We start from the raw sequence: 23,663 nt of genomic DNA, 5'->3' as shown, positions 1-23,663 counted from the left end.
CCGCCGATCAGAAGTCGACCGGCGGCAGCTCCGGGCCACCGGCAGCGTCGGCACCAGCGGCCGTCCCCACGCCGAGCTTCTCCAGGATCTTCTTCTCGATCTCGGCGGCCACGTCCGGGTTCTCCCGAAGGAACTCCCGGGCCTTCTCCTTGCCCTGGCCGAGCTGGTCGCCGTCGTAGGTGTACCAGGCCCCGGACTTGCGGATGATCGCCTGCTCGACACCGACGTCGATCAGCGACCCCTCCCGGGAGATGCCCTTGCCGTACATGATGTCGAACTCGGCCTGCTTGAACGGCGCGGAGACCTTGTTCTTCACGACCTTGACCCGGGTCCGGTTACCGACCACGTCGGTGCCGTCCTTGAGGCTCTCGATGCGACGCACGTCGAGTCGGACCGAGGCGTAGAACTTCAACGCCCGACCACCGGTGGTCGTCTCGGGACTGTTGTGCACCATGACGCCGTCGACGAAGTAGTTGTGGTTTCCCTCGACCTCGATGTCGAACCGGTTCATCGAGCGGGTCCTGGGCTTGACGTGCACGTCGATGATCCGGGCCGGCACCGGGGTCAGCTCGGCGGGAACGAACTGCGGTTCGACAGTGCACCGGCCACGGAACCGGGGCAGGAGCTTCGACTCCATCGCCGCCGGCACGTAGTCGGCGACCAACGAGTGGAACCTTGCCGACGCCTCGGTCGTGAACAGGACCGAGGCGGTGCCCCGAGCGCCACGGGAGGCGAGCCTGACGTCCAGGTCGTACGTGTGTCGGAGGTGCTCGACCAGCCGGATCCGGCTGCCCTCGGCCATCGCCTCGACGCAGATCTCGATCCGCCCGGAACCGCCCTCGGTACGTTGCTGAAGGCCCTTGGACCGAACGGTGAAGCCGCCGTCGTCCATGTACCACACCGCGAGGGCCAGCGGGGTCAACGCCTTGAGGAAGTCCCAGCTGAGGTGCTTCTTGCCGTCGCCCAGGTAGACTGCCCGACGCAGTTCGGCAAGCTCCGGTAGCGGAGTGAAGTCGACGAAGGCGGCACCCCGCGAGTCGGTACGCCGGGAATGGGTGATGTTCCCGAGCAGGGCCACCTTCCAGTCCAGGTAGTCGACCTGGGCGGCACCGTGCCCGAGACGGAACCGGACCCCGTTACGGTCGTCACGGTTGGGAGAGAGGGCACCGTCCCCCAGCACCGAGCCGAGCACCACCTGCCACTGCTGCTCGCTGAGCCGGTGCGACTCGGCCAGCATCACCCGGTCACCGGCGATGAGCTCCCCGGCCTCCCGCCACCCACCCGGAGTGCGGACCAGGTGGTTGGGAGTGGCAGCGAACTGTGCCCGCCCGTTGCCGCCCGACTTCGCCACGGTGAACTGGAGGAACTGCTCCGCCGGGCCGTTGTTGAACCAGTTGGTGATCCGTTTCGGCTCGACCCGGTCGGTCTCCGGGTCGTACGAGAGGACCTCGACGTCCATCCGCTGATTGACGATCTTGCCGATCTTCTCCTGCGTGCCGTCCGCCAGGGTGACCCGGGTCGAGTACGACATGCAGCCGAACATGACACCGATCTTCTCGCGGAGCTGGTTGATGAAGATCGCTGTGGTGCCGGTGTTGTTGAGCACGCCGGTGATCTTGCGCAGCGCCTGGCTCATCAGCCGGGCCTGGAGGCCGACGTGACTGTCGCCCATCTCACCCTCGATCTCGGCGCGCGGCACCAGGGCGGCGACCGAGTCGATCACGATGATGTCGAGCGCACCGGAGCGGACCAGCATGTCCACGATCTCCAGCGCCTGCTCACCGGTGTCCGGCTGGGAGACCAGCAGGGCGTCGGTGTCGACGCCGAGGGCCTTGGCGTACTCCGGGTCGAGGGCGTGCTCGGCGTCGACGAAGGCGGCGATCCCGCCGTTGCGCTGGGCGTTGGCCACCGCGTGCAGGGCCACCGTCGTCTTACCGCTGGACTCCGGGCCGTAGACCTCGACCACCCGCCCCCGGGGCAACCCGCCGACCCCCAGCGCCACGTCGAGGGCGATGGAACCGGTCGGGATGATCGCGGTCTGGATGACCGGCCGCTCCCCCAGCCGCATCACCGAACCCTTGCCGAACTGCTTGTCGATCTGAGCGAGAGCAAGGTCGAGTGCCTTCTCCCGGTCAGGCCCTGCCGCCATGGTTGCCACCCCTGCCTTCGCCGGCGTCTTTCCTGAGCTTCTCGTCACGCGGGACACGCTAGGCGCTGGGTCCGACAGAAAACCAGCCGACGGGCCGCGACCTGTGGACAAGCACCCCGCTGTGGACAATAGCCGAACAGGTGTACGACTGGGCAAGTGACACGCTGGGCGATCGTCTGCGCTGCTCAGCGTAGGCGCGCGGGGACCCGGTCGGGATACGCGGCACAGACCGCACGCCACACGACGTGGGTCTGCTCACCAGCGGCGAGCGCCTGTTCGACGGTCCGCCCGTCGAGCTGGGACAGCACCTGGTCGGCGGCGATGCTGGCCGCGTACCCCGGGCCGAAGGCCTCCTCGAGCCGCGTCCAGAAATCGGTCAGCCGCACTGTCACTCCCCCTCGTCCGGCGCGTCGCTGTCGGCCCGGTACGGAACCGGCGGCGCCGGCCGCAACGCTAGCGCCACCAGTGGCCCCACCGCGACCGCCGCGAGCAGGGTCAGGACCGGATATCCCGCCACCTGCATGACGAACCCGCTGACCGCGCCGGCCGACGCCCCGGCCAGCCCCATGATCAGGTCGGACAGCCCCTGGACGGTCGGGCGGACCGGCACCGGGACCGACTCCGACAGCAGTGTGGAACCCGCCACCATCGTCGCCGACCAGCCCAGCCCCAGCAGGACCAGACCGGCGGTGAGCCGGAAGGTGTCGTGTCCGGCCGTACCGGCCACCGCACAGGCGGCCAGCAGCAGCCCGGCCCCGCCGAGCACCACCGGACGTCGGCCGAGCCGGTCGGTGAGCCATCCCACCACCGGGGCCAGGGCGTACATGCCGGCGATGTGCAGACTCAGCACCAGACCCACCACCGGCAGGACGTCGACGTCGTGGTGTGCCTCGTGCAGGCGTACCGGGGTCATCACCATCACCGCGACCATCACCAGGTGACCGACGGCCACCGCGGCGATCCCGAGCCGGGCGGCGGGTCGCTCCCGCACCACCGACCAGGCCTCCCGGAGCCCGCGCGACGGCCGGGCCGCCGGGTCGACGGTGACGGGGTCGGCCAGCCGGCGCGCGGTGAGCAGCGGGTCGGGCCGCAGGAACAGCAGGAGCACCCCGGCGGCCAGGACGAAGGCGGCGGCGCTGAACGCGAACGGCCCCGACAGTGCGGGCAGCCCCCACCCGACGGTGACCCGGTCGGCCACGGCGGCGAAGTTGGGGGCCGCCACCGCGCCGAGCGTGGTGGCCCAGACCACCAGCGACAGTTGCCGTCCCCGACGGGCCGGCTCGGCCAGGTCCACTGCGGCGTAACGGGCCTGGAGGTTGGCCGCGCTCCCCCCGCCGAACAGCAGCATGCCCAGGAAGAGCAGGGGCACCGACCGGGTGGTCGCGGCCAGCACGGTGAGGACCCCACCGACCGCCCCCACCAGGTACGCCAGGACCAGGCCGGGTCGCCGCCCGTACCCGGTCATCAGGCGGGTGACCGGGACGGCGAGCAACGCGGCACCCACCACCGCCGCGCTCTGGGCGACCCCGGACACGGCGGTGCCGGCGATGTCGGTGGCGAGCAACGCCCCGACCGCGACCCCGATGGTCACCCCCACCCCACCGACGACCTGGGTGAGGAAGAGCAACCGGACGGTACGCCGCTGGATCGCCGCGACCGTCGTCCGGTCGCGGGGCGGCACTGCCTGCCTGGTGGTCATCGCGGCTCCCGGGGTACGCCGGACGGGCCGGTCGGCGACGGCCCCTGTGCCCCCACCGTAGAGAGGAACGTCTCCGCGCCCCGCACCGGCGGCCGCCTCGGTCGGCGAGAGTCCGGTCCCGGAGATCGTCGTGATGCTCGGTGCCGCCGCCGAAGCCCTGCTCGGTCTGGATCTTGGACAGTTCCTGTGCGCTGCTGACTGCGCTGCTGACGGAAACTGCCCGAGATTCATTTCCTCGAAAGGGGCCGTGCGGTCAAGCGGTGAGGCCGGTGCGGGGGGAGGGGTGCAGGGCGCTGGCGATCGCGGCGGCGAGGGGGGCGATGTCGGCGTCGGTGAGGGTGCTGACGGTGACCCGGACGGCGGGTGGGGCGGCGAGCCGGAACGGGGCACCTGGCGCCAACGACCAGCCGGCGTCACGCAGGGCGGTCACCGCGGCGGTCTCGTCGGGCACCGGCAGCCAGACGTTGATCCCGCTGCGGCCGTGGCCGGTCAGCCCGTGGGCGGCGAGGGCGGACAGCAGGGCGTTGCGCCGACGTTCGTAGTCGGCACCGGCCCGGTCGACCAGGTCGGTGGTGCCCGGGTCCCGCCACAGGGACAGGACCAGGCGTTGCAGGACGGTGGAGACCCACCCGGCGCCGACCCGGGACCGGCCGGCGACGCGGGCCACCGTCGTGTCGTCTCCGGTGAGGACAGCCAGGCGCAGGTCGGGGCCGTACGGCTTGCTCACCGAGCGGACGAAGGCCCACGACCCGGTCGCCCCGACGAGTGGGTGCAACGGCACCCGGGCCAGTTCGGCGGCGTGGTCGTCCTCGACGAGGAGCAGGTCGGGCCGGTCGGCGAGGAGGGTGCGCAGGGCCCTGGCCCGGTCGGCGGAGACGGCGGCGCCGGTGGGGTTCTGCGCCCGGCTGGTCACGATCAGCGCCCGGGCCCCGGCGGCGAGGGCGGCGCGTACCCCGGCCTCGGTGGGGCCGTCGTCGTCGACGGGGACCCCGATCGGGCGCAACCCGAGGGCGGCGACCAGGTCGAGGAGGTTGGCCCAGCCGGGGTCCTCCACGGCGACCGGGTCACCGTGGCGCAGGTGGGCGTCGAGGACGCGTTCGATGCCGTCCAGGGCACCTCCGGTGAGGGTGACCTCCCCGACCGGTACCCCGTCGGCGGCGAGTCGTCGACGGGCGGTGTCGGCCAGGTCCGGCAGGGTTCCGGCGTCGGCGTACCCGATGGTGGGGGTCTTCGCGGCGGCGAGGGCGGCCAGGTGCGGACCCAGCTGCGGCAGGAGCGTCGCGTCGGGTTCCCCGGCGGAGAGGTCCCGGGTGCCGGGGGCGGGAGGCGGGCGCAGCGCCGACCGACCGACGGTGACGGTCGGTCGGGCTCGGACCCGGGTGCCGTGGCGACCGGCGGTGGCGACCAGCCCCCGCTGCCGGAGGTCCTGGTAGGCCCGGGCGACGGTGGCCGGGCTGACGGCCAGGTCGACGGCGAGGGTACGGACCGCAGGCAGCGCCGCGTCGGCGGGGAGCGCCCCGGTCCGGATGCCCGATTCGATGCTGGCTGAAATCTCGACGGCGGTGGACCCGGTGACCTGATAGCGTGCTGACACAATTAAGAGATTGTACTAGAACAAAGAGGATCCGTCTCGTGTACCCACCGACCCCCCGCACCACCTCCACCCGGGCCCGACAGCGGATGAACTACGACCGGGACGCCGCCCACGCGGTCCTCGACGAGGCGTACCACTGCACGCTCGGGTTCGTCGTCGACGGGGAGCCCCGACTCCTGCCCACCCTGCACGTCCGGGTCGACGACACCCTCTACCTGCACGGCTCCACCGGCAGCCGACCCCTGCTGGCCGCCCGCTCCCCCGACGGCCTGGCAGTCTGCGTCTCGGTCACCCTCCTCGACGCGCTCGTCTACGCCCGCTCCCAGTTCCACCACAGCGCCAACTACCGGTCGGTGGTCGCGCACGGGACCGCCCACCTGGTCACCGACGACCAGACCAAGACCGAGGTCCTCACCGCCCTGGTGGACAGGTTCGGCCCCGGTCGCGCCGCCGACTCCCGACCGCCCAGCCGACGGGAGCTGGCCGAGACCGCCGTCCTGGCACTGCCGCTGCGGGAGGTGTCGACGAGGGTCCGCAGCGGCGGGGTCGGCGACGACGAGGAAGACCTCGCCCTGCCGCACTGGGCAGGGGTCGTCCCGCTCCGGCTCACCCCCGGAACACCCGAACCGGACGCCGGGGTGAGCACCCCGCCCCCCGCCTACCTACCCGGTACGGGCACCCGGCGATGATCTCCCCCGTGCTGGGAATCACCGACCTCTGGACGTACGTGCTGGGCACCGTGGCGATCGTGCTGCTGCCCGGCCCGAACTCGCTCTTCGTGCTCTCCACCGCCGCCCGTCGCGGGATACGGGTCGGCTACCGGGCCGCCGGTGGGGTCTTCCTCGGCGACGGGGTGCTGATGGTCCTCTCCGCCGCCGGGGTGGCCTCGCTGCTCAAGGCGTACCCGCCGCTCTTCCTGGTGATCAAGTACGCGGGCGCCGCGTACCTCGGCTACGTCGGGTTGACGATGCTCCTCGGCGCCTGGCGGCGCTGGCGGACCCGGCACGACCCGGACACCCCGCGTCTGATCGACAGCGCCGGACCGGAAGCGGCACGCAGTCCGTTCCGCAAGGCGCTGGTCATCAGCCTGCTCAACCCGAAGGCGATCCTGTTCTTCGTGTCGTTCTTCATCCAGTTCGTCGACCCGACCTACCCCTGGCCGGCGCTGTCGTTCCTGCTGCTCGGGCTGATCGCCCAGGTGACGAGCGCTGTCTACCTCAGCATGCTGATCTTCGCCGGGACGTTCCTGGCCGCGCAGTTCGCCAGCCGACGACGACTGGCCGCCGGGGCCACCACCGGGGTCGCCGCCCTGTTCCTCGGATTCAGCGTCAAGCTGGCCACCGCCGCCGGCTGACCGCCACCCTCAGGTACCGTCACCGCCCCCGCCACCCCCGCCGATGCCGGTCCCGCCCCCGGTGCCGCCCAACCCCATCCCGGGCGGCACCGGACGGTCCGGCGGACGACTCACGTGCGCCGACTCGGTGACCTGCGCCGACCAGTCCGCGTGCGCCGCCATCGCGGCGTGCCGGTTGATCGTCGAGCGCAGCCACCCGTCCACCACGGCCGGCCAGTCCTGCTGGTCGGCCCCGACGTGCCAGACCCGGAACCGGCTGATGCTCTGGTGGGTGGCACCGGCCAGGGCCAACCGGCGGTCCACCCAGAGGATCACCTCCAGCCCCACCGAGTCGGCCACGAAGATCACCTCCAACTCGGTGATCGGACCGGCGTACAGCGGTCCCACCCAGTAGCCGAGCCGCTGGTGCACGCCGAGCGTCTGCTCCACCCCGGGCAGCCGCCCCAGTTGCAGGGCCGCCTGACGCATCACGAAACCCAGCGTGTCCAGAGTGGCCAGGACGTGCTGCTGGACCGGAAGCGGATGGACGAACACCGGGACCGACGTGCTCCGGCCCGCCCCCGGATCCGCACCGACCGCGACCTCGGTACGCAACGCGGTGCGCAACCCCATCACCGGCACCCCGCCGAAGATGGTCACCGGGGTCTCCCAGGGCAGCGGCAACGCGAAGTCGACAGCCCGACGTCGTCCGGCCGGAACCACGAACGGACCGGCGATCGACGTCTGGTGGAACTCCACCAGCCGGGGCCCCCGGCCCGGATCATCCGGCTCCGCCTGGGCGACCAGGCCGAGCGCGATGTGCCGGACGGCCACGTCCCGGTCACCGGCGGAGAGCATCACCCGCCCCGGAAACCGCAGCCCCGGACGGGTGCTCGGGCTGACCACAGTGGTCCGGACCCCCAGCCCCGGCCAACCCGACTCCGGTGACACCCCCGTCAACCGCACCGCCGTCGCTCCCGTCGCCAGCCGCCCCCGCGGCACCGACAACCCCGACCCCGACCCCGTCGCGGTACCCGTCCCACGCGTCCGGTCCCCGCTCGGGGGCCGGACGCGCGGGACCCGTCTCAGCGCATCCGCCGCCCGCGCGGCACCGAGTCGGTCTCGTCGTCGAACTCGCCGATGACCTCCTCCAACAGGTCCTCCAACGCGACGAACCCGATCGGCCGGGTCGGCCCGCCACCGTTGCGGACCAGCGCCAACTGGGCCTGCCGACCCCGCATCGCCGCCACCGCCTGATTGACAGTCGAATCGGCGGGCAGGGTGAAGGCGCTGCTCATCAACTCACCGGCGGTGGCACTACGACCGGTGGTGACAGCGCGTACCGCCTCCCGGACGTGGACCAGGCCGACCACCTCGCCGCCCGGATCCACCACCGCCAGTCGGGACCGGCCGCTGTCCCGACTGACCTGCTCGATCCGGTCGGCCGGGTCGTCACGACGGACCGTGACGATCTGGTCGAAGGGTTCCATCACGTTGGCCACCGTCGTGCGTTGCAGCTCCAACATGCTCGTCAACAACTGGTGCTGCTCCGCGCCGAGCAACCCGTGCTCCCGGGACTGCTCCAGCAGGATGCGCAGCTCACTCGGCCCGTGCACCTGCGCCAACTGGTCCTGCGGATGCACCTTGACCAGCCGCAGCATCGCGTTGGCCCACGAGTTGAGCACCGACAGGACCGGCCGCGCCACCCGGGCGAAGGCCCGGAACGGCAGGGCCAACAGCAGTGCCGAACGCTCCGGATGGGTGATCGCCCACGACTTCGGTGCCATCTCGCCGACCACCAGGTGCAGGAAGGTGACCAGGCTCAACGCGAACACCAACGCGACGACGTGACTCGCCGTGTTGGGCAGCCCCGCCGCGTGCAGCAGCGGACCGACCAGCCGCTCGATCGCCGGCTCGGCCAACGCACCCAGACCCAGGGTGCACAGGGTGATGCCGAGCTGCGCACCGGCCAACATCAGCGACAGCTCACGGACCCCGTCGATGGCCGCCCGGGCCCGGCGTCCCCCGGTCCCGGCCAGCTGCTCCAACCGGTACCGCTTCGCGGCCACCAGGGCGAACTCCGCCGCCACGAAGAACCCGTTGAGGGCCAGCAGCACCACCGAGACAGTGAGCGCGATCCCCGGACTCATGCCGTCACCTCACTACGTTCGGCACCGACATGGACCACGACGACGATGACTCGCTCGCACCGCTCGCTCATGCCGTCACCTCTTGGCGTTCCTCGGGGGCGGCGACGCGGATGCGGACCGAGTCGGCGACGTGTCGGTCGACGGCCAGGACCTCGACCAGGGCGGTGGGCACCGTCTTGGGCTCCTCGCCGTCGGCCGGCAGGACGATCTCCAGCCGATCGCCCACCTCGGGCACCCGACCGAGTTCCCGCATGACCAGGCCGGAGAGGGTGTCGTACTCGGGGGCCTCGGGCAGGGCGATACCGGTGCTGTCGGCGACCTCGTCGATCCGCCAGCGGGCCGGCACCACCCAGGATCCGTCCTCCTGTCGGGCGGGGGCCCGCTCCGGGAGGTCGTCCTCGTCGAGGATCGGGCCCACCAGCTCCTCGGCCAGGTCCTCCAACGTGATCACGCCGGCGAACCCGCCGTACTCGTCGACCACGCAGGCGAGCTGACGGTGTCCGGACCGGAGCCGGTCCAGCACCGTCGGCAGCGGAAGCGTCTCCGGCACCAGCAGCGGCGGTACGGCCACCGCGCTGACCGGGGTGCTGCCCCGCTGCGCCGGTGGCACCCCGAGCACGTCGGCGATCCCGACCACGCCGACCACGTCGTCGACCCCCTCGGCTCCGCGCACCGGGAACCGGGAGTGGCCGGTGTCGAGCAGCTCGACGATCCGGCTGACCGGCTCGTCGGCGCGGATGGTGTGCACGTCGACCCGGGGCACCATCGCCTCCCCGGCGGTCAGCTGTCGGAAGTCCAGCCCCCGGTCGAGGAGGTCGGACATCTCCGCGTCGAGGTGCCCCTCCTCCCGGGACTCCGCGATGATCTGTTCGAGGTCCTCGGGGGTGGCGCCGGTGGGCAGCTCCTCGATCGGCTCGATCCCGACCCGGCGCAGCAGGCGTACGGCGGCCCGGTCGAAGAGCTTGATCAGCGGACCGGCCACCTTCAGGTAGATCAGGGTGGACCGGGACAACGCGCGGGCCAACGGCTCGGGGCGGGCGATGGCCAGGTTCTTCGGGGCCAGCTCCCCGAGGACCATCTGCACCGCCGTGGCGATGACCAGGGCGAGCACGATGGACAGGGGGAGGGTGACGGCCTGGGAGACGCCCGCCCCGCCGAGCAGTTGGGCGAGCCCGGCACCCAGGTACGGCTCGGCGACGTAACCGACCAGCAGGGTGGTCACCGTGATGCCGAGCTGGGCGCCGGAGAGCATGAACGACAGGCGGCTGGTGACCTCCAGGGCCCGGACGGCGGCCTGGTCGCCGGAGTCGGCGAGCTGCTTGAGCTTGCCCCGGTCGACGGCGACGTAGCCGAACTCCTGGGCCACGAAGTAGCCGGTCGCGACGGTGAGAACGATGATCAGGACGAGTCCGACGAGGGTCAGCACGGGGAACTCACGGCGGCCGTGGACGTCGTCGGCAGGGGGGAACGCCGGGCGGAGCCCGGCTCGCTACTGCTGCCCTCCTGGGCAGAGGAGTCGGTCATGCCTGACATTTTATCGGCGTGGACCCCGCTTCCGCTGGGGGTGGCCACACCGGGTCCGGCGCCGTCACCACCTCGGGTGACGGCGTCGGAACCGGGTCGGTCGGGTCAGCTCCGCACGATCCGGACGTCGTCCACGGCGGCCTCGACCAGGCTGGCCGCGCCCGCGTCGGCGGCGTCGACGACGACGCGTACGGTCTGGCCCCGCAGGGCCGAGACGTCGGCGGTGACCGACTGCCAGGCAGCCGCCCGGTTGGCCGCCGCACCGGTGACGGTGAGGGCGGTGACGGTGCTCGTGCCGACCACCCGTACCCGCAGGTAGTCGGCGGTGTCGGCGTTGTCGAGGTGGGCCAGGTAGGCGGCGAGGGACAGGGTCAGCGTCCCGGTGGCCGGGAGGGTGACCGGTGGGGACTGGATGGTGCTGACCCCGCCGTCGAGGTCGTTGGCCCCGGCGCTGGCCCCGGCCGCCGCCCCGGTCACCAGGGCGTTGCTCCCGGCGGCTGCGGGAAGCTGGGTGGTCACCCCGCCGCTGCTGGTGGTGGCGGGGACGCCCCGCTCCCAGCGGCCGGCGGTGGCGGTGTCGGTACCGGCCGGGTTCACGGTCCACCCGGTGGCGGTCTCGAACCCGTCGGCGAAGACGGTGCTGCCGGCCGGCGGGGCGGCCCCGGCCAGGGTCCAGACGGTGTGCGCGATGGCGTCGGCGTTGCGGTCCAGGGCGGTGGCGTTGACGTTGGCCAGGGTGTCGCAGGCCCGGTGGTAGCAGGGGTCGAAGGCGGCCCCGGCGGTGCCGCCCCAGAGCGCGGCCTGGGCGCTGGTCTTGGTGCCCTCGGCACCGGTGAAGGTGCCGCCGGCCGGGATGCCCGCGCTGATGAACGGCCCGTAGTCGCTGCGCCCGTCGAAGTCGGTCCCCCGGGTCGTCACCCCGATGGAGGTGAAATACGCCTGGATGGTCTGCTCGATCTGGGCCGAGCCGGCCGGTCCGGGGCCGGCCCCCACCCCGTCGGAGTTGTCCCCGTCGTAGACGAAGTAGCCGGGGTTCGGCGACCCGATCATGTCGAAGTTCAGGTACGCCTTGATCTTCGTCCGCTCGGTGGTCGGCAGGTTGGTGACGTAGTGCCGGGAACCGCGCAGCCCCAGCTCCTCCGCCCCCCACCAGGCGAACCGCAGGTGCCGGTCCGGGGTGAACCCGGTCCGGGCCACGGCCAGGGCGACCTCCAGGACGGCCGCGGACCCGGTGGCGTTGTCGTTCATTCCCGGCCCGGCGGTGGTGCTGTCCAGGTGCGCCCCGGTCATCACCACGGCGTTCGGGTCCCCGCCGGGCCAGTCGGCGATCAGGTTGTAGCCGGTGGCGCCGTTGTAGGTGAACGACTGCACGGAGGTGGTGAACCCGACCGCGTCGAGCCTGCCCCGGACGTAGTTGACGGAGGCGAGGTAGCCGGGCCGCCCGTGCGCCCGGTTGCCGCCGTTGGCGTTGGCGATGGCCAGGAACTGGTTCAGGTGGGCCTGCACGTTCGCCACCGGGACGTCCGGGGCGGCCAGCGCCACGGGGGCCGCCGCCGGGGCCGTCCCGGTGGCGGCCACTGCGGGGGCGGCGGTGGCGCTCGGGCCGGTCGCCAGGGTCACGGCTGTGACGGCCAGCGCGGCGATCCAGGGGGTACGGGATCTCATGGGTCCTCCGGGTCGGGAGTGGAGGGCGGCCGGGCCGGGTGGGCCATGGCCGACCGGTCACCGTTGATCGACAACGGACTGTGCATGAGACTGCGACTGACATCGACGATCGGCAATACGCAAGGGGGGAATTCGTCGCAGTCCCCGAATTGGGACCGCTCGGCGGTTGTGGGACCAATGGGGGTGGAGGGACCCGACGGCGTCAGCCGGAGCGGCGTCCGGCGAGTTCGTCGGACTCCAACAGCGTCGGGTCGTGTCGGCCGCTGCGGTACGCCGCCCGGCCGATCATCTGGGCGGCCACCGGCGCGGTGGCCAGCTGGAACAGGCCCACCACCGCCACCATGCCGAGGTCGGCCGGGGTACGCAGCCGCAGTGCCAGCCCGAGCATCGTCAGCAGCACCCCGAGTACCTGGGGTTTGGTGGCCGCGTGCATCCGGTCGAGGACGTCCGGGAAGCGCAGCAGCCCGATCCCGGCGGCGAGAGCGAGCCCGGCACCGGCCACGAGACAGAATCCGCCGAGCCAGTCGGCGACGGTGCCGAACATCAGACCTCCTCCCGTACGGCGAAGCGGACCAGCGCCACCGACCCGACGAATCCGAGCAGGGAGAGCACGACGAGCACCGGCAACGTGGTGGCGTGCCGGTTGACGGCCGCCTCGGCACCGACCGCCGCGACCATGGTGGCCAGCAGCGTGTCGGCGGCGATCACCCGGTCCAGGAGGGACGGCCCCCGGTACATCCGGGTCAGGGCGAGCAGCGCGGTGGCGGAGAGCAGGATGGTGACGGCGACAGCGAGGACGGTGTTCACGGTGCGGACTCCCGGTCGGCGGTGACGAGGTTCAGTTCGGTGGCCGAGCCGACGGCCCGGACGATGCCGCGCTCCACGGCCAGGACCCGCTCCCGGTTGGCCTCGATCCCGCCGGTGCCGTCCAGATCGAGGACGTGGACGTAGAGGATCGCGGCCTCCCGGTCCACGTCGATGATCAACGTCCCGGGGACCAGGGAGATCACCTCGGCGGTGAGCGCCAGGTTGAGGTCGGTGTGCACCCGCAGCGGCACGGCCATGATCGCGCTGCGGGGAGGTGGGCCGGGGCGTACCGCCACGGCGGCGACGTGGAGACTGGCCCGGACCAGGTCGACGGCGAAGGCGGCGCCCATCGTCAGCAGGGCGCCGACGCGCAACCGCCCGCCGAAGGTGACCGGGGGCAGGGGGAAGAAGACCAGGACCGCCCCGCCGACCAGGAGTCCGCCGAGCAGGTTGCCCCAGGTGACGTCCCCCCAGAGCAGGATCCAGATCGACACCAGCCAGCCGAGTGCGATGCCCTGGTCCCGCCACCGACCGAGCCGGGACCGCAGCCGCCGCCTCACGACTGCGCCCCGGGCAGGACGGCCCGCAGGTACTGGGTGCGTTCCACCAGGTCGGTGGCGGCGTCGGCGGTCACGTCGAACAGCGGTCCGGCGGCGACGGTGAGCGCCACCCCCAGCACGACCAGGGCGGCCGTGGCACCGACCATCAGGTTGGGCAGTCGGCCGTTCGGTCGGGTGGTGGCCAGTTCCGGGGTACGCCAGAAGGCGATGTTCCACACCCGGGAGGCCGCGTAGAGGGTGAGCAGGCTGGTCACCGTGCCGGCGGCGACGAGGACCCAGGCCAGCGGGGTGCCGTCGGCGACGCCGGCCTGGAGCAGGCCCAGCTTGCCGAGGAAACCGGAGAACGGTGGGATCCCGGCGAGGTTCATCGCGGGGACGAAGAAGAGCACCCCGAGCAGGGGGGCGACCCGGGCCAGGCCACCGATGCGGCGCAGGTCGGTGCTGCCGGCCCGGACCTCGACCAGTCCGGCCACCAGGAACAGTGTGGTCTGGATGGTGATGTGGTGGACCACGTAGAAGATCGACCCGGTGAGGCCGGCGACGGTGCTCAGCCCCACCCCGAAGATCATGTAGCCGATGTGGCTGACCAGGGTGAAGGAGAAGATCCGCTTCATGTCCGACTGGGCCACCGCGCCCAGGATCCCGACCAGCATCGTCGCCCCGGCCACCACCAGCAGCAGCGAGTCGGCCAGCCCGTCGGGGAAGAGCAGGGTCTCGGTCCGGATGATGGCGTAGACGCCCACCTTGGTCAGCAGACCGGCGAACACGGCGGTCACCGGGGCCGGGGCCGTCGGGTAGCTGTCGGGCAGCCAGGCCGACAGCGGGAAGACCGCCGCCTTCACCCCGAAGGCCAGCAGCAGCATCAGTTGCAGACTCAGCCGTACGCCGTCGGGGAGTTCGTCCAGCCGCTGGGCCAGTTGGGCCAGGTTCAGGGTGCCGGTGGCGGCGTACACCAACCCCACCGCGGCCAGGAAGATCATCGACGACAGGACGCTGACCACGACGTACGTCGACCCGGTCCGGATCCGGGCCTCCGTCCCACCCAGCGTGATCAGGACGAAGCTGGCGGCCAGCAGCACCTCGAACCCGACGTACAGGTTGAACAGGTCACCGGCGAGGAAGGCGTTGGTGACGCCGGCGGTCAGCACCAGATAGGTGGGGTGGAAGATGGTGACCGGGGCGGTCTCCCCCACGTCCGCCTGCCCCTGGCCGATGGAGTAGAGCAGCACGCAGAGGGTCACCGCGGCCGAGACGACCAGCAGGAGCGCGGCCAGTTCGTCGGCGACCAGGACGATGCCGACCGGGGCCTCCCACCCGCCGACGTGCATGACCACCGGCCCGAACCGGTACGCCTGCACCAGGAGCACCACGGCGACGGCCATCGTGGTGGCGAGCACCACGACGCTGACCATCCGCTGCGCCCGGGGACGGTCGGAGAGCAGCAGGGTCACGGCGGCACCGAGCAACGGCACCACCACCGGCAGCGGGACCAGCGCCGACATCATCGTGGGCCTCCGCCGGGAGGACGCCGGTGCGGCGGCGGGTCGACCTGCTCGGGGTCGCTGTCGGGACCCTCCCCACCGAGGTCGGCGGCGGGGAGTTCGTTGCGCGCGGCCAACTGGACCACCTGCCGGTCCTCCACGTCGTCCTGCACCTCGTCGTTGCCGGTCAGGTACCAGCTCCGATAGGCCACGGCGAGCAGGAAGGCGGTGAACCCGAAGGTGATCACGATCGCGGTGAGCACCATGGCCTGCGGCAACGGGTCGCTCATCTGCTCGGTCGGGCCGGTGCCCACCACCGGTGCGCCGCCCGCCCGGCCACCGACCAGGATCAGCAGGTTGACCCCGTTGCCGATCAGGATGACGCCGAGCAGGATCCGGGTCAGGCTCCGCTCCAACAGCAGGGTCACCCCCGTCGTCACCAGCACCGCGACGGCGAGGATCAGCACCAGCGTCGGCCCCTCGACGCCCGCGGTCCTCACGGCCCGCTCCCCGACCGACCGACCAGCGGCCCCCGCCCGGACCCCCCGGCGGCCTCGATGTGCCGGTCCACCTCGGCACCGAGGCTGCGCAGGATGTCCAACGACAGCCCGACCACCACCAGGTACACGCCGACGTCGAAGAAGAGCGACGTCACCAGGTACACCTGCCCGACGACGGGCAGGGTGACCGAGATCGTCGTGCTCTCCAGGACGGCCCCGCCGGCCGCCAGGGCGACCACCCCGGTCCCGACGGCCACGGCCAGCCCGGCGCCGAGGACCGCCCCGGCGCTCACCGGCATCGCCTCGGCCAGTTCGTACCGCCCGCCGGCCAGGTAGCGGACGGCGAGGGCGAGGCTGACCACCAGCCCTCCGGCGAAGCCTCCCCCTGGGGCGTTGTGTCCGGACAGGAGCAGGAAGAGGGAGAAGAGCACGAGGGTGTGGAAGAGCAGCCGGGTGACCACCTCGAACACGATCGACCGTTGCCGGTGCCGCAGGGTCGCCCCGCCCCGCAGCCACACCGGGCGTTGCGGGGGGCGCGGCCCCTCGGGCGGCCGGACCCGCTCGGGCCGTCGGGGGCGGGGACCGGTCCGGGACCGTTGGAAGACCAGGCTCGCCACCCCGGTCGCGGCCACCACCAGCACGGAGAGCTCCCCCATGGTGTCCCAGGCCCGGATGTCGACGAGGGTCACGTTGACCACGTTGCGCCCGTGCCCCTCACTGACGGCCAGGTCCGGGAAGGCCAGCGAGTCCGCCGGTGCCTGCCGGGCGGCGGCGGCGGTGAGGGCGAGACCGGCGACCACCACCCCCGCCGCGACGCCGATCCCCCGCCGGATCCACCGGTCCCGCCGCAGTGGCCGGTCCGAGAACCGGTCCGGCAGTCGGCGCAGCACGAGGACGAAGACCGCGATGGTCGCCGTCTCCACGAGGAACTGGGTCAGTGCCAGGTCCGGCGCTCCGTAGAGGACGAACAGCATCGCGCTGCCGTAGCCGGTGACCCCGGTCAGCAGCATCGCGGTCAGGCGACGTCGGGCACCGACGGCGAGTACGGCGGCGACCGCGACGACCGCGACGACGACGAGTTGCAGCGGGGTGTCCCAGACCGCGACCCAGCTGCGCCAGGGGTGGGCCGTCACCATCGCGGTGCCGGGCACCGCCACCAGGACGAGCAGGATCGTGCCCAGGTACAGCGGCAGGGAGCCCCGCTGGGTGGCCCCGGTGACCTCGATGGCGAGCCAGTCGAACCGACGGACCAGCCGCTCGTACCCCTGCTGGCCGTCGATCGGGGCGCGGAGCCGGGCCAGCGCCGGGGCCAGCCGACCGCGCCACACGAACAGCAGCCCGCCGCCGACCAGGGCGAGGGCCGACAGGCCGAGCGCCGGGGTGAGGCCGTGCCAGAGCGCCAGGTGCTCGCCGGGGCTGCCGAACAGCTCCGCGTACGGGCGCAGCAGGTCGTCCAGTCCACCGGCGAGTGGCCCGGCGACCAGCCCGAACCCGGCGAGCAGCGCCGGGGGCACCAGCATCGGCAGGTTCGACGCGGCCGGCTCGGTCGACGCGACGCCGGGCTTGGTGGCGAAGGCGCCCCAGAGGAACCGGATGCTGTAGGCGACGGTGAGGACGGTGCCCAGGACCAGTCCGGCGAGGACGACCGGCCGGTCGGTGAAGGCGGCGAAGATCGCCTCCTTGGCGACGAACCCGATCAGGGGCGGCACACCGGCCATCGAGGCGGCGGCGAGCACCGCCACGGTGCACAGCACCGGGGCGCGGCGGCCGAGGCCGCTGAGCCGGTCCACCTCGCGGGTGCCGGTGGTGTGGTCGACCACCCCGACGACCAGGAACAGGGCCGCCTTGAACGCGGCGTGGGCGAGCAGCATCGCGGCGGCGGCCAACGCGGCGTCCGGGCTGCCCGCCCCGGTCACCACCACGAGGAGACCGAGTTGGCTGACCGTCCCGTACGCCAGGAGCAGTTTCAGGTCGGTCTGGCGCAGCGCGGCCCACCCGCCGAGGACCATGGTGGCCACCCCGGCGGCGAACACCACCGGTCGCCACGGGCCGACGGTGGCGAGCACCGGCGCGACCAGCCCGATCAGGTAGACGCCCGCCTTGACCATCGCCGCCGCGTGCAGGTACGCGCTGACCGGGGTGGGTGCCGCCATCGCCGCCGGCAGCCAGGAACTGAACGGGATGATCGCCGACTTGGAGAGCGCACCGGCGAGGATCAGCAGGACCGCGACGACCAGTGGCGCGCCCCCGGGCAGTGGCGCGGCGCTGATCTCCGACCAGCGGTAGCTGCCGGCGTGCGCGCCGAGCAGGAGCACCCCGACCAGCATGGCCAGGCCGCCGAGGGTGGTCACGATCAGCGCCTGGGCCGCCGCCCACCGGCTCGTCCGCCGTTCGGTGCTGTGCCCGATCAGCAGGTACGAGAAGACCGTGGTGAGTTCCCAGCCGACGTAGAGCAGCAGCAGGTCGTCGGCGAGGACCAGGACGAGCATCGCCCCGGCGAAGGCGACCAGGACCCCGGCGAACCGGGCCAACCCGATCGATCCCGGCTCGAAGTACCGGGAGCAGTAGATCAGCACCAGCGCGCCGACCCCGCCGACCAGCAGGGTCATCAGCCACGACAGGGTGGTGAGCCGGAAGGTCAGGTCCAGACCGAGCTGCCCGATCCAGTGGTACGTCTCGACCACCGCCGCCCCGTCGCGGACCTGTGGGGTACGCAGCAGCGCCCAGCCGAAGGCGGCGGCCGGGGCCAGGGCGAGCGGCCAGCACGCCCGGGGACCCCACCACCGCACCAGCAGCGGCGCGACGAGCGCCGCCAGCAGGTGAAGGATCAGCAGGGCCAGCACGGGTGCTCCAGGTCGACGCGGGGGCGCTCGGGCGGGCCTCTCCGGTACGGGGCCGCTGTCCCGATCACACGCCAGATCGTCGTCAGGCGGAGGGTTTTGCGTAATAAATCCGCTTTCGGTGGCTCGCCCGTCCGGTCGTTCGGTGGCCGCCCGTCCGGACGACCTCAGCCGAGGAGGGCGTCGCCGGGCGCCCGGGCCGCCCCGCCGGCCGGGTACGCCTCGACCACCAGATCCGGCCGGTTGAGGTGGAGCACCACCCGGTTGACCACCCGGTGGGCGGCGGACAGGGAACGCACCGACAGCATCCGGCCCCGGCTCTCCCGACGGAGCACGAAGAAGTGCACGGCGGCCCGGACCTGCCCCCGGTCGGCGGCGCTGGCCTGCGCCGTGCAGACGACCAGCTCCCGCAGGCACCCGGCGAGCCGCTCGGCCAACTCCAGCTCGGCGCCGTGCAGACCACCCCGGAGGGCGGCGAGGTGACTGTCGACCTTACGGATGAGCACGTCGGTGCCAGACCAGGAGGAACGGCCCTCGACGGTCATCGCCCACTCCCCCCGACACCACGTTGCGAGTGAAGTTACGGTAAGTTGCAACTCACGTGCAAGCAGTTAAGTGAGACTTAACGCTCCAAAAGCTCAACTGCCGGCTTTCAGGTCCCTCTCGGACAGAACAGCGTCGACCGTCCCGGGATTGTCACAGCCGCGAGGCACGATGGGGTGGTGACAGGCAGCGAGAGCAGGGGTGGGGTCCTCGACGGGTTCGCCCCGGCCACCCGGGAGTGGTTCTCCGCCGCATTCGCCCACCCCACCGCCGCCCAGGCCGGTGCCTGGCGGTCGGTGGCCGCCGGGCGCAACGCGTTGGTGGTCGCCCCGACCGGGTCCGGCAAGACCCTCGCCGCGTTCCTGTGGTCGCTCGACCGGATCGCCGGGACGCCCGCCCCGACCGACCCCCGGCAGCGGTGTCGGGTGCTCTACGTCAGTCCGCTCAAGGCCCTGGCCGTCGACGTCGAACGCAACCTGCGGGCACCGTTGGCCGGCATCCGGCAGGCCGCCACCCGGCTCGGGGTGGCACCACCGGAGATCACCGTCGGGATGCGGACCGGTGACACCCCGGCCGACGAGCGGCGGGCGTTCGCCCGTACCCCGCCGGACATCCTGATCACCACGCCGGAGTCGCTGTTCCTGATCCTCACCTCGGCGGCCCGGGACTCCCTGCGCGGTGTGCAGACGGTGATCCTCGACGAGGTGCACGCGGTGGCCGGCACGAAGCGCGGTGCCCACCTCGCGCTCTCCCTGGAGCGCCTCGACGCCCTGCTGCCCGCCCCGGCCCAGCGGATCGGGCTCTCCGCGACAGTCCGGCCGGTGGACACCTGCGCCCGGTTCCTCGGCGGGTCCCGGCCGGTGGACGTGGTCCAGCCGACCACCGACAAGACCATCGAGGTCACCGTCCAGGTGCCGGTCGAGGACATGACCCGGCTGGAGAGCCGGGAGGAGCCCGTCGACGACCTCGGCGGACCGGGGCCGCGCCGAGCCTCGATCTGGCCCGCCGTGGAGGAACGCGTCCTGGCGCTGATCCGGGCGCACCGGTCGACGATCGTCTTCACCAACTCCCGACGCGGGGCCGAACGGCTCTGTGCCCGGCTCAACGAACTCGCCGCCGAGGAGTCCGAGGCGACGCCACCGTCCCTGGACCCGCCACCGTCGGGGACCACCGCGTCGCCGGGTCCGTCGGGCGGCGGACCGGGTCGGCGCGGACGACAACCGGCGGAGGTGATGGCACAGTCCGGTGCCGCCGCCGGGGCGGACCCGGTGATCGCCCGCGCCCACCACGGGAGCGTGTCCCGGGAGGAACGACGCCAGATCGAGGAGGCGCTCAAGGAGGGCCGCCTCCCCGCCGTGGTGGCCACCTCCAGCCTGGAGCTCGGCATCGACATGGGCGCCGTGGACCTGGTGGTGCAGATCGAGGCGCCGCCCAGCGTGGCCGCCGGCCTCCAGCGGGTGGGTCGGGCCGGGCACCAGGTCGGGGCGGTCTCCCGTGGGGTGGTCTTCCCCAAGCACCGGGGCGACCTGCTCTCCTGCACCGTGGTGGCCGAGCGGATGGCGCAGGGGGCGATCGAGGAACTGCACCCACCGCGCAACCCGTTGGACGTGCTGGCCCAGCAGATCGTGGCGATGGTGGCCCTGGAGCCGTGGCACCTGGTCGACCTGGCCACCCTGGTCCGCCGGGCCGCCCCCTTCGCCGACCTGCCCGACTCGGCGCTGCACGCGGTGGTGGACATGCTCGCCGGGAGATACCCCTCCACCGCCTTCGCCGAGCTGCGGCCCCGCCTGGTCTGGGACCGGGTCACCGACACCCTCACCGGTCGACCCGGTGCCCAGCGACTCGCGGTCACCAGCGGCGGCACCATCCCCGACCGGGGACTGTTCGGGGTCTTCCTCGCCGGTGCCGAACGGGCGGCCCGGGTCGGCGAGCTGGACGAGGAGATGGTCTACGAGTCCCGGGTCGGCGACGTGTTCCTGCTCGGCTCCTCCTCCTGGCGGATCGAGGAGATCACCCCGGACCGGGTGCTCGTCACCCCCGCCCCCGGCCAGGCCGCCCGGATGCCGTTCTGGAAGGGCGACAACGCCGGTCGCCCGGTCGAGCTGGGACGGGCCATCGGGACCCGGGTCCGGGCGCTGCTGCGCCGCGACGACGAGACGGCGGTGGCCGCGTTGCGCGCCGGTGGGCTGGACGACTGGGCCGCCGGGAACCTGCTGGCGTACCTGCGGGAGCAGCAGGCAGCGACCCGGTCCCTGCCGGACGACCGGACGGTGGTGGTGGAACGGTTCCGCGACGAGCTGGGCGACTGGCGACTGGCGGTGCACTGCCTGCTCGGCGCCCGGGTCAACGGGCCCTGGTCGCTGGCGATCGCCCGGCGGCTCGCCGAACGGTACGGGGTGGACGCCCAGGTGATGCCCTCCGACGACGGCATCGTGGTCCGGCTGCCCGACACCGCCGAGGAGCCGCCCGGCGCGGAGGTGGTCGCGTTCGACCCCGACGAGATCGCCCAACTCGTCGAGGAGTCGGTGGGCACCTCGGCGTTGTTCGCCTCCCGGTTCCGGGAGTGCGCGGCCCGCGCCCTCCTGCTGCCCCGCCGTGACCCGCGCCGACGTCAACCGCTGTGGCAGCAACGCCAACGCGCCGCCCACCTGCTCGACGTGGCCCGGGAGTACGCCGACTTCCCGGTCACCCTGGAGGCGGCCCGGGAGTGCCTGCAGGACGTCTTCGACCAACCCGCGCTGTCCCAGCTGATGCGCGACCTGGCCGCCCGCCGGATCCGGCTGGTCGAGGTGGTCACCGAGCGTCCCTCGCCGTTCGCCCGTTCACTGCTCTTCGGGTACGTCGGCGCGTTCCTCTACGAGGGGGACGCCCCCCTGGCCGAACGCCGGGCCGCCGCCCTCTCCCTCGACTCGGCCCTGCTCGGCGAGCTACTCGGTCGGGTCGACCTGCGGGAACTGCTCGATCCGGCGGTGCTCGACGAGACCGGTCGGCAACTGCGGTGGCTGACCGACCAGCGTCGCCCCCGAGACGCCGAGGACGTCGTGGAACTCCTGCGGGTGCTCGGTGACCTCTCCGACGCGGAGCTGACCGAACGGGGGGTGCCTACCGACTGGCCGGTCGAGCTGGCGGCGGCCCGACGGGTGCTGCGGATCAGGGTGGCCGGACAGGACCGGTGGATCGGGGTCGAGGACGCCGCCCGGTTCCGCGACGCCCTGGGGGTGGCCCTGCCGGTCGGGGTCGCCGAGGCGTACCTGGAACCGGTGCCCGATCCGCTCGGTGACCTGGTCGCCCGCTACTCCCGTACGCACGGCCCGTTCGCCGCCGCCACCTGCGCGGCCCGGTTCGGGCTCGGGGTCGCCGTGGTGGAGCAGGCACTGCGCCGGATGGCCGCCACCGGCCGGGTGGTCTCCGGGGAGTTCACCCCGGACGGGGTCGGCACCCAGTGGTGCGACGCGGAGGTGTTGCGGCTGCTGCGCCGGCGGTCCCTGGCCGCCCTGCGCCGGGAGATCGAACCGGTGCCGCCGGCCGCCCTGGCCACCTTCCTGCCCCGGTGGCAGCAGGTCGGTTCGTCGGCCCGGGGGGTGGAGGGGCTGGCCGCCGCGGTGGAGCAGCTCCAGGGTGCGGCGGTGCCCGCCTCCGCCCTGGAACGGCTGGTGCTGCCCGGCCGGGTGGCCGACTACTCCCCCGCCCACCTCGACGAGCTCTGCGCCAGTGGGGAGGTGCTCTGGGCCGGGTCCGGGGCGATCGGTGGCGGGGACGGGTGGGTCACCCTGGCCTTCGCCGACGCGGCACCCCTGCTGCTGCCCCCGCCGGACGAGGCGCTGGCCCGTACGCCGGAACACGACGCCGTCCTCGACGCCCTCGCCGACGGTCAGGCGCTGTTCTTCCGTACCCTCTCCGACCGGGTCGGGTCGACCGACGACGCGGCACTGACCGGCGTGCTCTGGGACCTGGTCTGGGCGGGGCACCTCACCAACGACACCCTCGCCCCGTTGCGGGCGCTGCTCGGGGGCGGGGGTGCCCACCGGGCGCGTCCACCCGCCGGGCGGACCCGGTACCGGCGGCCGGGCCGACCTGCCCTCCCCGCCCGGGGTGGGCCGCCGACGGTGGCCGGACGCTGGTCCCGGCTCCCCGAACGGGACACCGACCCGACCCGACGGGCGGCGGCCCTCGCCGACGTCCTGCTGGACCGGCACGGGGTGGTGACCCGGGGCGCTGTCGTCGCCGAGCAGGTGGTCGGCGGTTTCGCCGCGGTGTACCCGGTGCTGGCCGCGTTGGAGGAACGGGGTGCCGCCCGGCGGGGATACTTCGTGGCGGGTCTCGGGGCGGCGCAGTTCGCGGTCCCCGGGGCGGTGGACCGGATCCGGGCGACCGCCGAGAAGGTCGACGACGGTCGGGGGCGGGTCGGGTCCGCACTGGTCCTGGCGGCGACCGATCCGGCCAACCCGTACGGCGCGGCGCTGCCCTGGCCCGACCGGGCCGCCGACACCGGCACGGGCACCGCCACGACCACCGGTCACCGGGCCGGCCGCAAGGCGGGGGCGATAGTGGTGCTGGTCGGTGGCGACCTGGCCCTCTACGTCGAGCGGGGCGGCCGGACCCTGCTCTCCTTCAGCGACGACCCGGAGGCGTTGACGGCGGCCGGGAAGGCGCTCGCCGACGCCGTCCACTCGGGAGCGTTGGGGGCGCTGTCGGTGGAGCGGGCCGACGGGGAGGCGGTGCGGTCGTCCCCGCTGAGTGACGCCCTGACCGCCGCCGGGTTCCGGGCCACCCCACGTGGCCTGCGGCTGCGCGGCTGACCCCCGGTCGGGTGCCCGG

17 protein-coding genes and 3 pseudogenes are annotated in these 23,663 nt (G+C 73.0%); 3 read left to right on the top strand and 17 right to left on the bottom strand.

Annotation, left to right across the window (positions count from 1 at the left end; genetic code table 11):
- Positions 1-7: 7 nt before the first annotated feature.
- The 6 genes and pseudogenes from WHN02_RS11510 to WHN02_RS11485 form a co-directional block, all read right to left on the bottom strand.
- Positions 8-460, bottom strand: a pseudogene (locus WHN02_RS11510) (intein-containing recombinase RecA); the annotation flags it as partial.
- A 6-nt stretch (positions 461-466) separates the two neighbouring features.
- Positions 467-1,531: pseudogene (locus WHN02_RS11505) on the bottom strand (intein-containing recombinase RecA); the annotation flags it as partial.
- Positions 1,517-2,149, bottom strand: a pseudogene (recA, locus tag WHN02_RS11500) (recombinase RecA); the annotation flags it as partial. The pseudogenes WHN02_RS11505 and recA, both read right to left, overlap by 15 nt.
- 185 nt (positions 2,150-2,334) lie before the next feature.
- Positions 2,335-2,535, bottom strand: a complete 201-nt coding sequence (locus WHN02_RS11495) for a DUF3046 domain-containing protein (protein ID WP_350899299.1) — start codon at positions 2,533-2,535, stop codon at positions 2,335-2,337.
- Positions 2,536-2,537: 2 nt separating this feature from the next.
- Positions 2,538-3,848, bottom strand: coding sequence for an MFS transporter (locus tag WHN02_RS11490; RefSeq protein ID WP_434743308.1), 1,311 nt, complete (start codon positions 3,846-3,848; stop codon positions 2,538-2,540).
- A 253-nt stretch (positions 3,849-4,101) separates the two neighbouring features.
- Positions 4,102-5,442, bottom strand: a complete 1,341-nt coding sequence (locus tag WHN02_RS11485) for an aminotransferase class I/II-fold pyridoxal phosphate-dependent enzyme (protein WP_434743307.1) — start codon at positions 5,440-5,442, stop codon at positions 4,102-4,104.
- Between the two features lie 38 nt (positions 5,443-5,480).
- On the opposite strand from WHN02_RS11485, the gene WHN02_RS11480 reads away from it, so the two are divergent.
- Together WHN02_RS11480 and leuE are read left to right on the top strand one after the other, a co-directional pair.
- Positions 5,481-6,131 (top strand): pyridoxamine 5'-phosphate oxidase family protein, encoded by a 651-nt coding sequence (locus WHN02_RS11480; RefSeq protein ID WP_434743306.1) that lies wholly within the window; start codon positions 5,481-5,483, stop codon positions 6,129-6,131.
- Complete coding sequence (gene leuE / locus WHN02_RS11475; RefSeq protein WP_434743305.1) at positions 6,128-6,796, top strand: leucine efflux protein LeuE; 669 nt, start codon at positions 6,128-6,130, stop codon at positions 6,794-6,796. The genes WHN02_RS11480 and leuE overlap by 4 nt, the downstream gene beginning before the upstream one ends.
- Before the next feature lie 9 nt (positions 6,797-6,805).
- On the opposite strand, the gene WHN02_RS11470 is transcribed toward leuE, so the two are convergent.
- The 11 genes from WHN02_RS11470 to WHN02_RS11420 all read right to left on the bottom strand — a co-directional run bounded on the left by WHN02_RS11470 (position 6,806) and on the right by WHN02_RS11420 (position 18,847).
- Positions 6,806-7,741, bottom strand: a complete 936-nt coding sequence (locus tag WHN02_RS11470) for a sporulation protein (RefSeq protein WP_434743304.1) — start codon at positions 7,739-7,741, stop codon at positions 6,806-6,808.
- Positions 7,742-7,860: 119 nt separating this feature from the next.
- On the bottom strand, positions 7,861-8,925 hold the full coding sequence (locus WHN02_RS11465; protein WP_434743303.1) for a hemolysin family protein: 1,065 nt from the start codon (positions 8,923-8,925) through the stop codon (positions 7,861-7,863).
- A 67-nt stretch (positions 8,926-8,992) separates the two neighbouring features.
- A complete protein-coding gene (locus WHN02_RS11460; protein ID WP_434743302.1) occupies positions 8,993-10,351 on the bottom strand; it encodes a hemolysin family protein in 1,359 nt (452 codons plus the stop codon).
- A gap of 203 nt (positions 10,352-10,554) precedes the next feature.
- Positions 10,555-12,114, bottom strand: a complete 1,560-nt coding sequence (locus WHN02_RS11455; RefSeq protein ID WP_434743301.1) for a M20/M25/M40 family metallo-hydrolase — start codon at positions 12,112-12,114, stop codon at positions 10,555-10,557.
- 202 nt (positions 12,115-12,316) lie between these two features.
- Positions 12,317-12,658 carry a monovalent cation/H(+) antiporter subunit G gene (gene mnhG, locus WHN02_RS11450; RefSeq protein WP_350897557.1) on the bottom strand — a complete coding sequence of 114 codons (342 nt, stop codon included), beginning with the start codon at positions 12,656-12,658 and terminating at the stop codon, positions 12,317-12,319.
- The gene (locus WHN02_RS11445) at positions 12,658-12,921 is read right to left on the bottom strand and encodes a monovalent cation/H+ antiporter complex subunit F (RefSeq protein ID WP_434743300.1); all 264 of its coding nucleotides are present in this window, start codon (positions 12,919-12,921) and stop codon (positions 12,658-12,660) included. The genes mnhG and WHN02_RS11445 overlap by 1 nt, the downstream gene beginning before the upstream one ends.
- Positions 12,918-13,481 (bottom strand): Na+/H+ antiporter subunit E, encoded by a 564-nt coding sequence (locus tag WHN02_RS11440; RefSeq protein ID WP_434743299.1) that lies wholly within the window; start codon positions 13,479-13,481, stop codon positions 12,918-12,920. The genes WHN02_RS11445 and WHN02_RS11440 overlap by 4 nt, the downstream gene beginning before the upstream one ends.
- Complete coding sequence (locus tag WHN02_RS11435; protein WP_434743917.1) at positions 13,478-14,983, bottom strand: Na+/H+ antiporter subunit D; 1,506 nt, start codon at positions 14,981-14,983, stop codon at positions 13,478-13,480. Before WHN02_RS11435 ends, WHN02_RS11440 begins: the two co-directional genes overlap by 4 nt.
- Positions 14,983-15,462, bottom strand: a complete 480-nt coding sequence (locus WHN02_RS11430) for a Na(+)/H(+) antiporter subunit C (protein WP_434743298.1) — start codon at positions 15,460-15,462, stop codon at positions 14,983-14,985. Before WHN02_RS11430 ends, WHN02_RS11435 begins: the two co-directional genes overlap by 1 nt.
- Entirely contained in the window at positions 15,459-18,305 is a 2,847-nt protein-coding gene (locus WHN02_RS11425) for a Na+/H+ antiporter subunit A (protein ID WP_434743297.1), read from the bottom strand. Before WHN02_RS11425 ends, WHN02_RS11430 begins: the two co-directional genes overlap by 4 nt.
- A gap of 164 nt (positions 18,306-18,469) precedes the next feature.
- Positions 18,470-18,847, bottom strand: coding sequence for a hypothetical protein (locus tag WHN02_RS11420; protein WP_434743296.1), 378 nt, complete (start codon positions 18,845-18,847; stop codon positions 18,470-18,472).
- A 174-nt stretch (positions 18,848-19,021) separates the two neighbouring features.
- Here WHN02_RS11420 and WHN02_RS11415 point away from each other — a divergent pair, with 174 nt between their 5' ends.
- Positions 19,022-23,644, top strand: coding sequence for an ATP-dependent helicase (locus WHN02_RS11415; protein ID WP_434743295.1), 4,623 nt, complete (start codon positions 19,022-19,024; stop codon positions 23,642-23,644).
- Positions 23,645-23,663 lie beyond the last annotated feature (19 nt).

Origin of the sequence: Micromonospora sp. SH-82, from assembly GCF_051132485.1 — a bacterium.
Taxonomy (GTDB): domain Bacteria; phylum Actinomycetota; class Actinomycetes; order Mycobacteriales; family Micromonosporaceae; genus Micromonospora.
Note: the sequence above shows the minus strand (reverse complement) of the source record. Positions and strands in the feature narration are given on the sequence as shown.

What these genes read in the sequence shown, in the direction of transcription:
- WHN02_RS11490 (WP_434743308.1), bottom strand. Translation starts at nt 3,848, where the DNA reads ATGACCACCAGGCAGGCAGTGCCGCCCCGCGACCGGACGACGGTCGCG.
- leuE (WP_434743305.1), top strand. Translation starts at nt 6,128, where the DNA reads ATGATCTCCCCCGTGCTGGGAATCACCGACCTCTGGACGTACGTGCTG.
- WHN02_RS11465 (WP_434743303.1), bottom strand. Translation starts at nt 8,925, where the DNA reads ATGAGTCCGGGGATCGCGCTCACTGTCTCGGTGGTGCTGCTGGCCCTC.
- WHN02_RS11455 (WP_434743301.1), bottom strand. Translation starts at nt 12,114, where the DNA reads ATGAGATCCCGTACCCCCTGGATCGCCGCGCTGGCCGTCACAGCCGTG.
- mnhG (WP_350897557.1), bottom strand. Translation starts at nt 12,658, where the DNA reads ATGTTCGGCACCGTCGCCGACTGGCTCGGCGGATTCTGTCTCGTGGCC.
- WHN02_RS11435 (WP_434743917.1), bottom strand. Translation starts at nt 14,983, where the DNA reads ATGTCGGCGCTGGTCCCGCTGCCGGTGGTGGTGCCGTTGCTCGGTGCC.
- WHN02_RS11420 (WP_434743296.1), bottom strand. Translation starts at nt 18,847, where the DNA reads ATGACCGTCGAGGGCCGTTCCTCCTGGTCTGGCACCGACGTGCTCATC.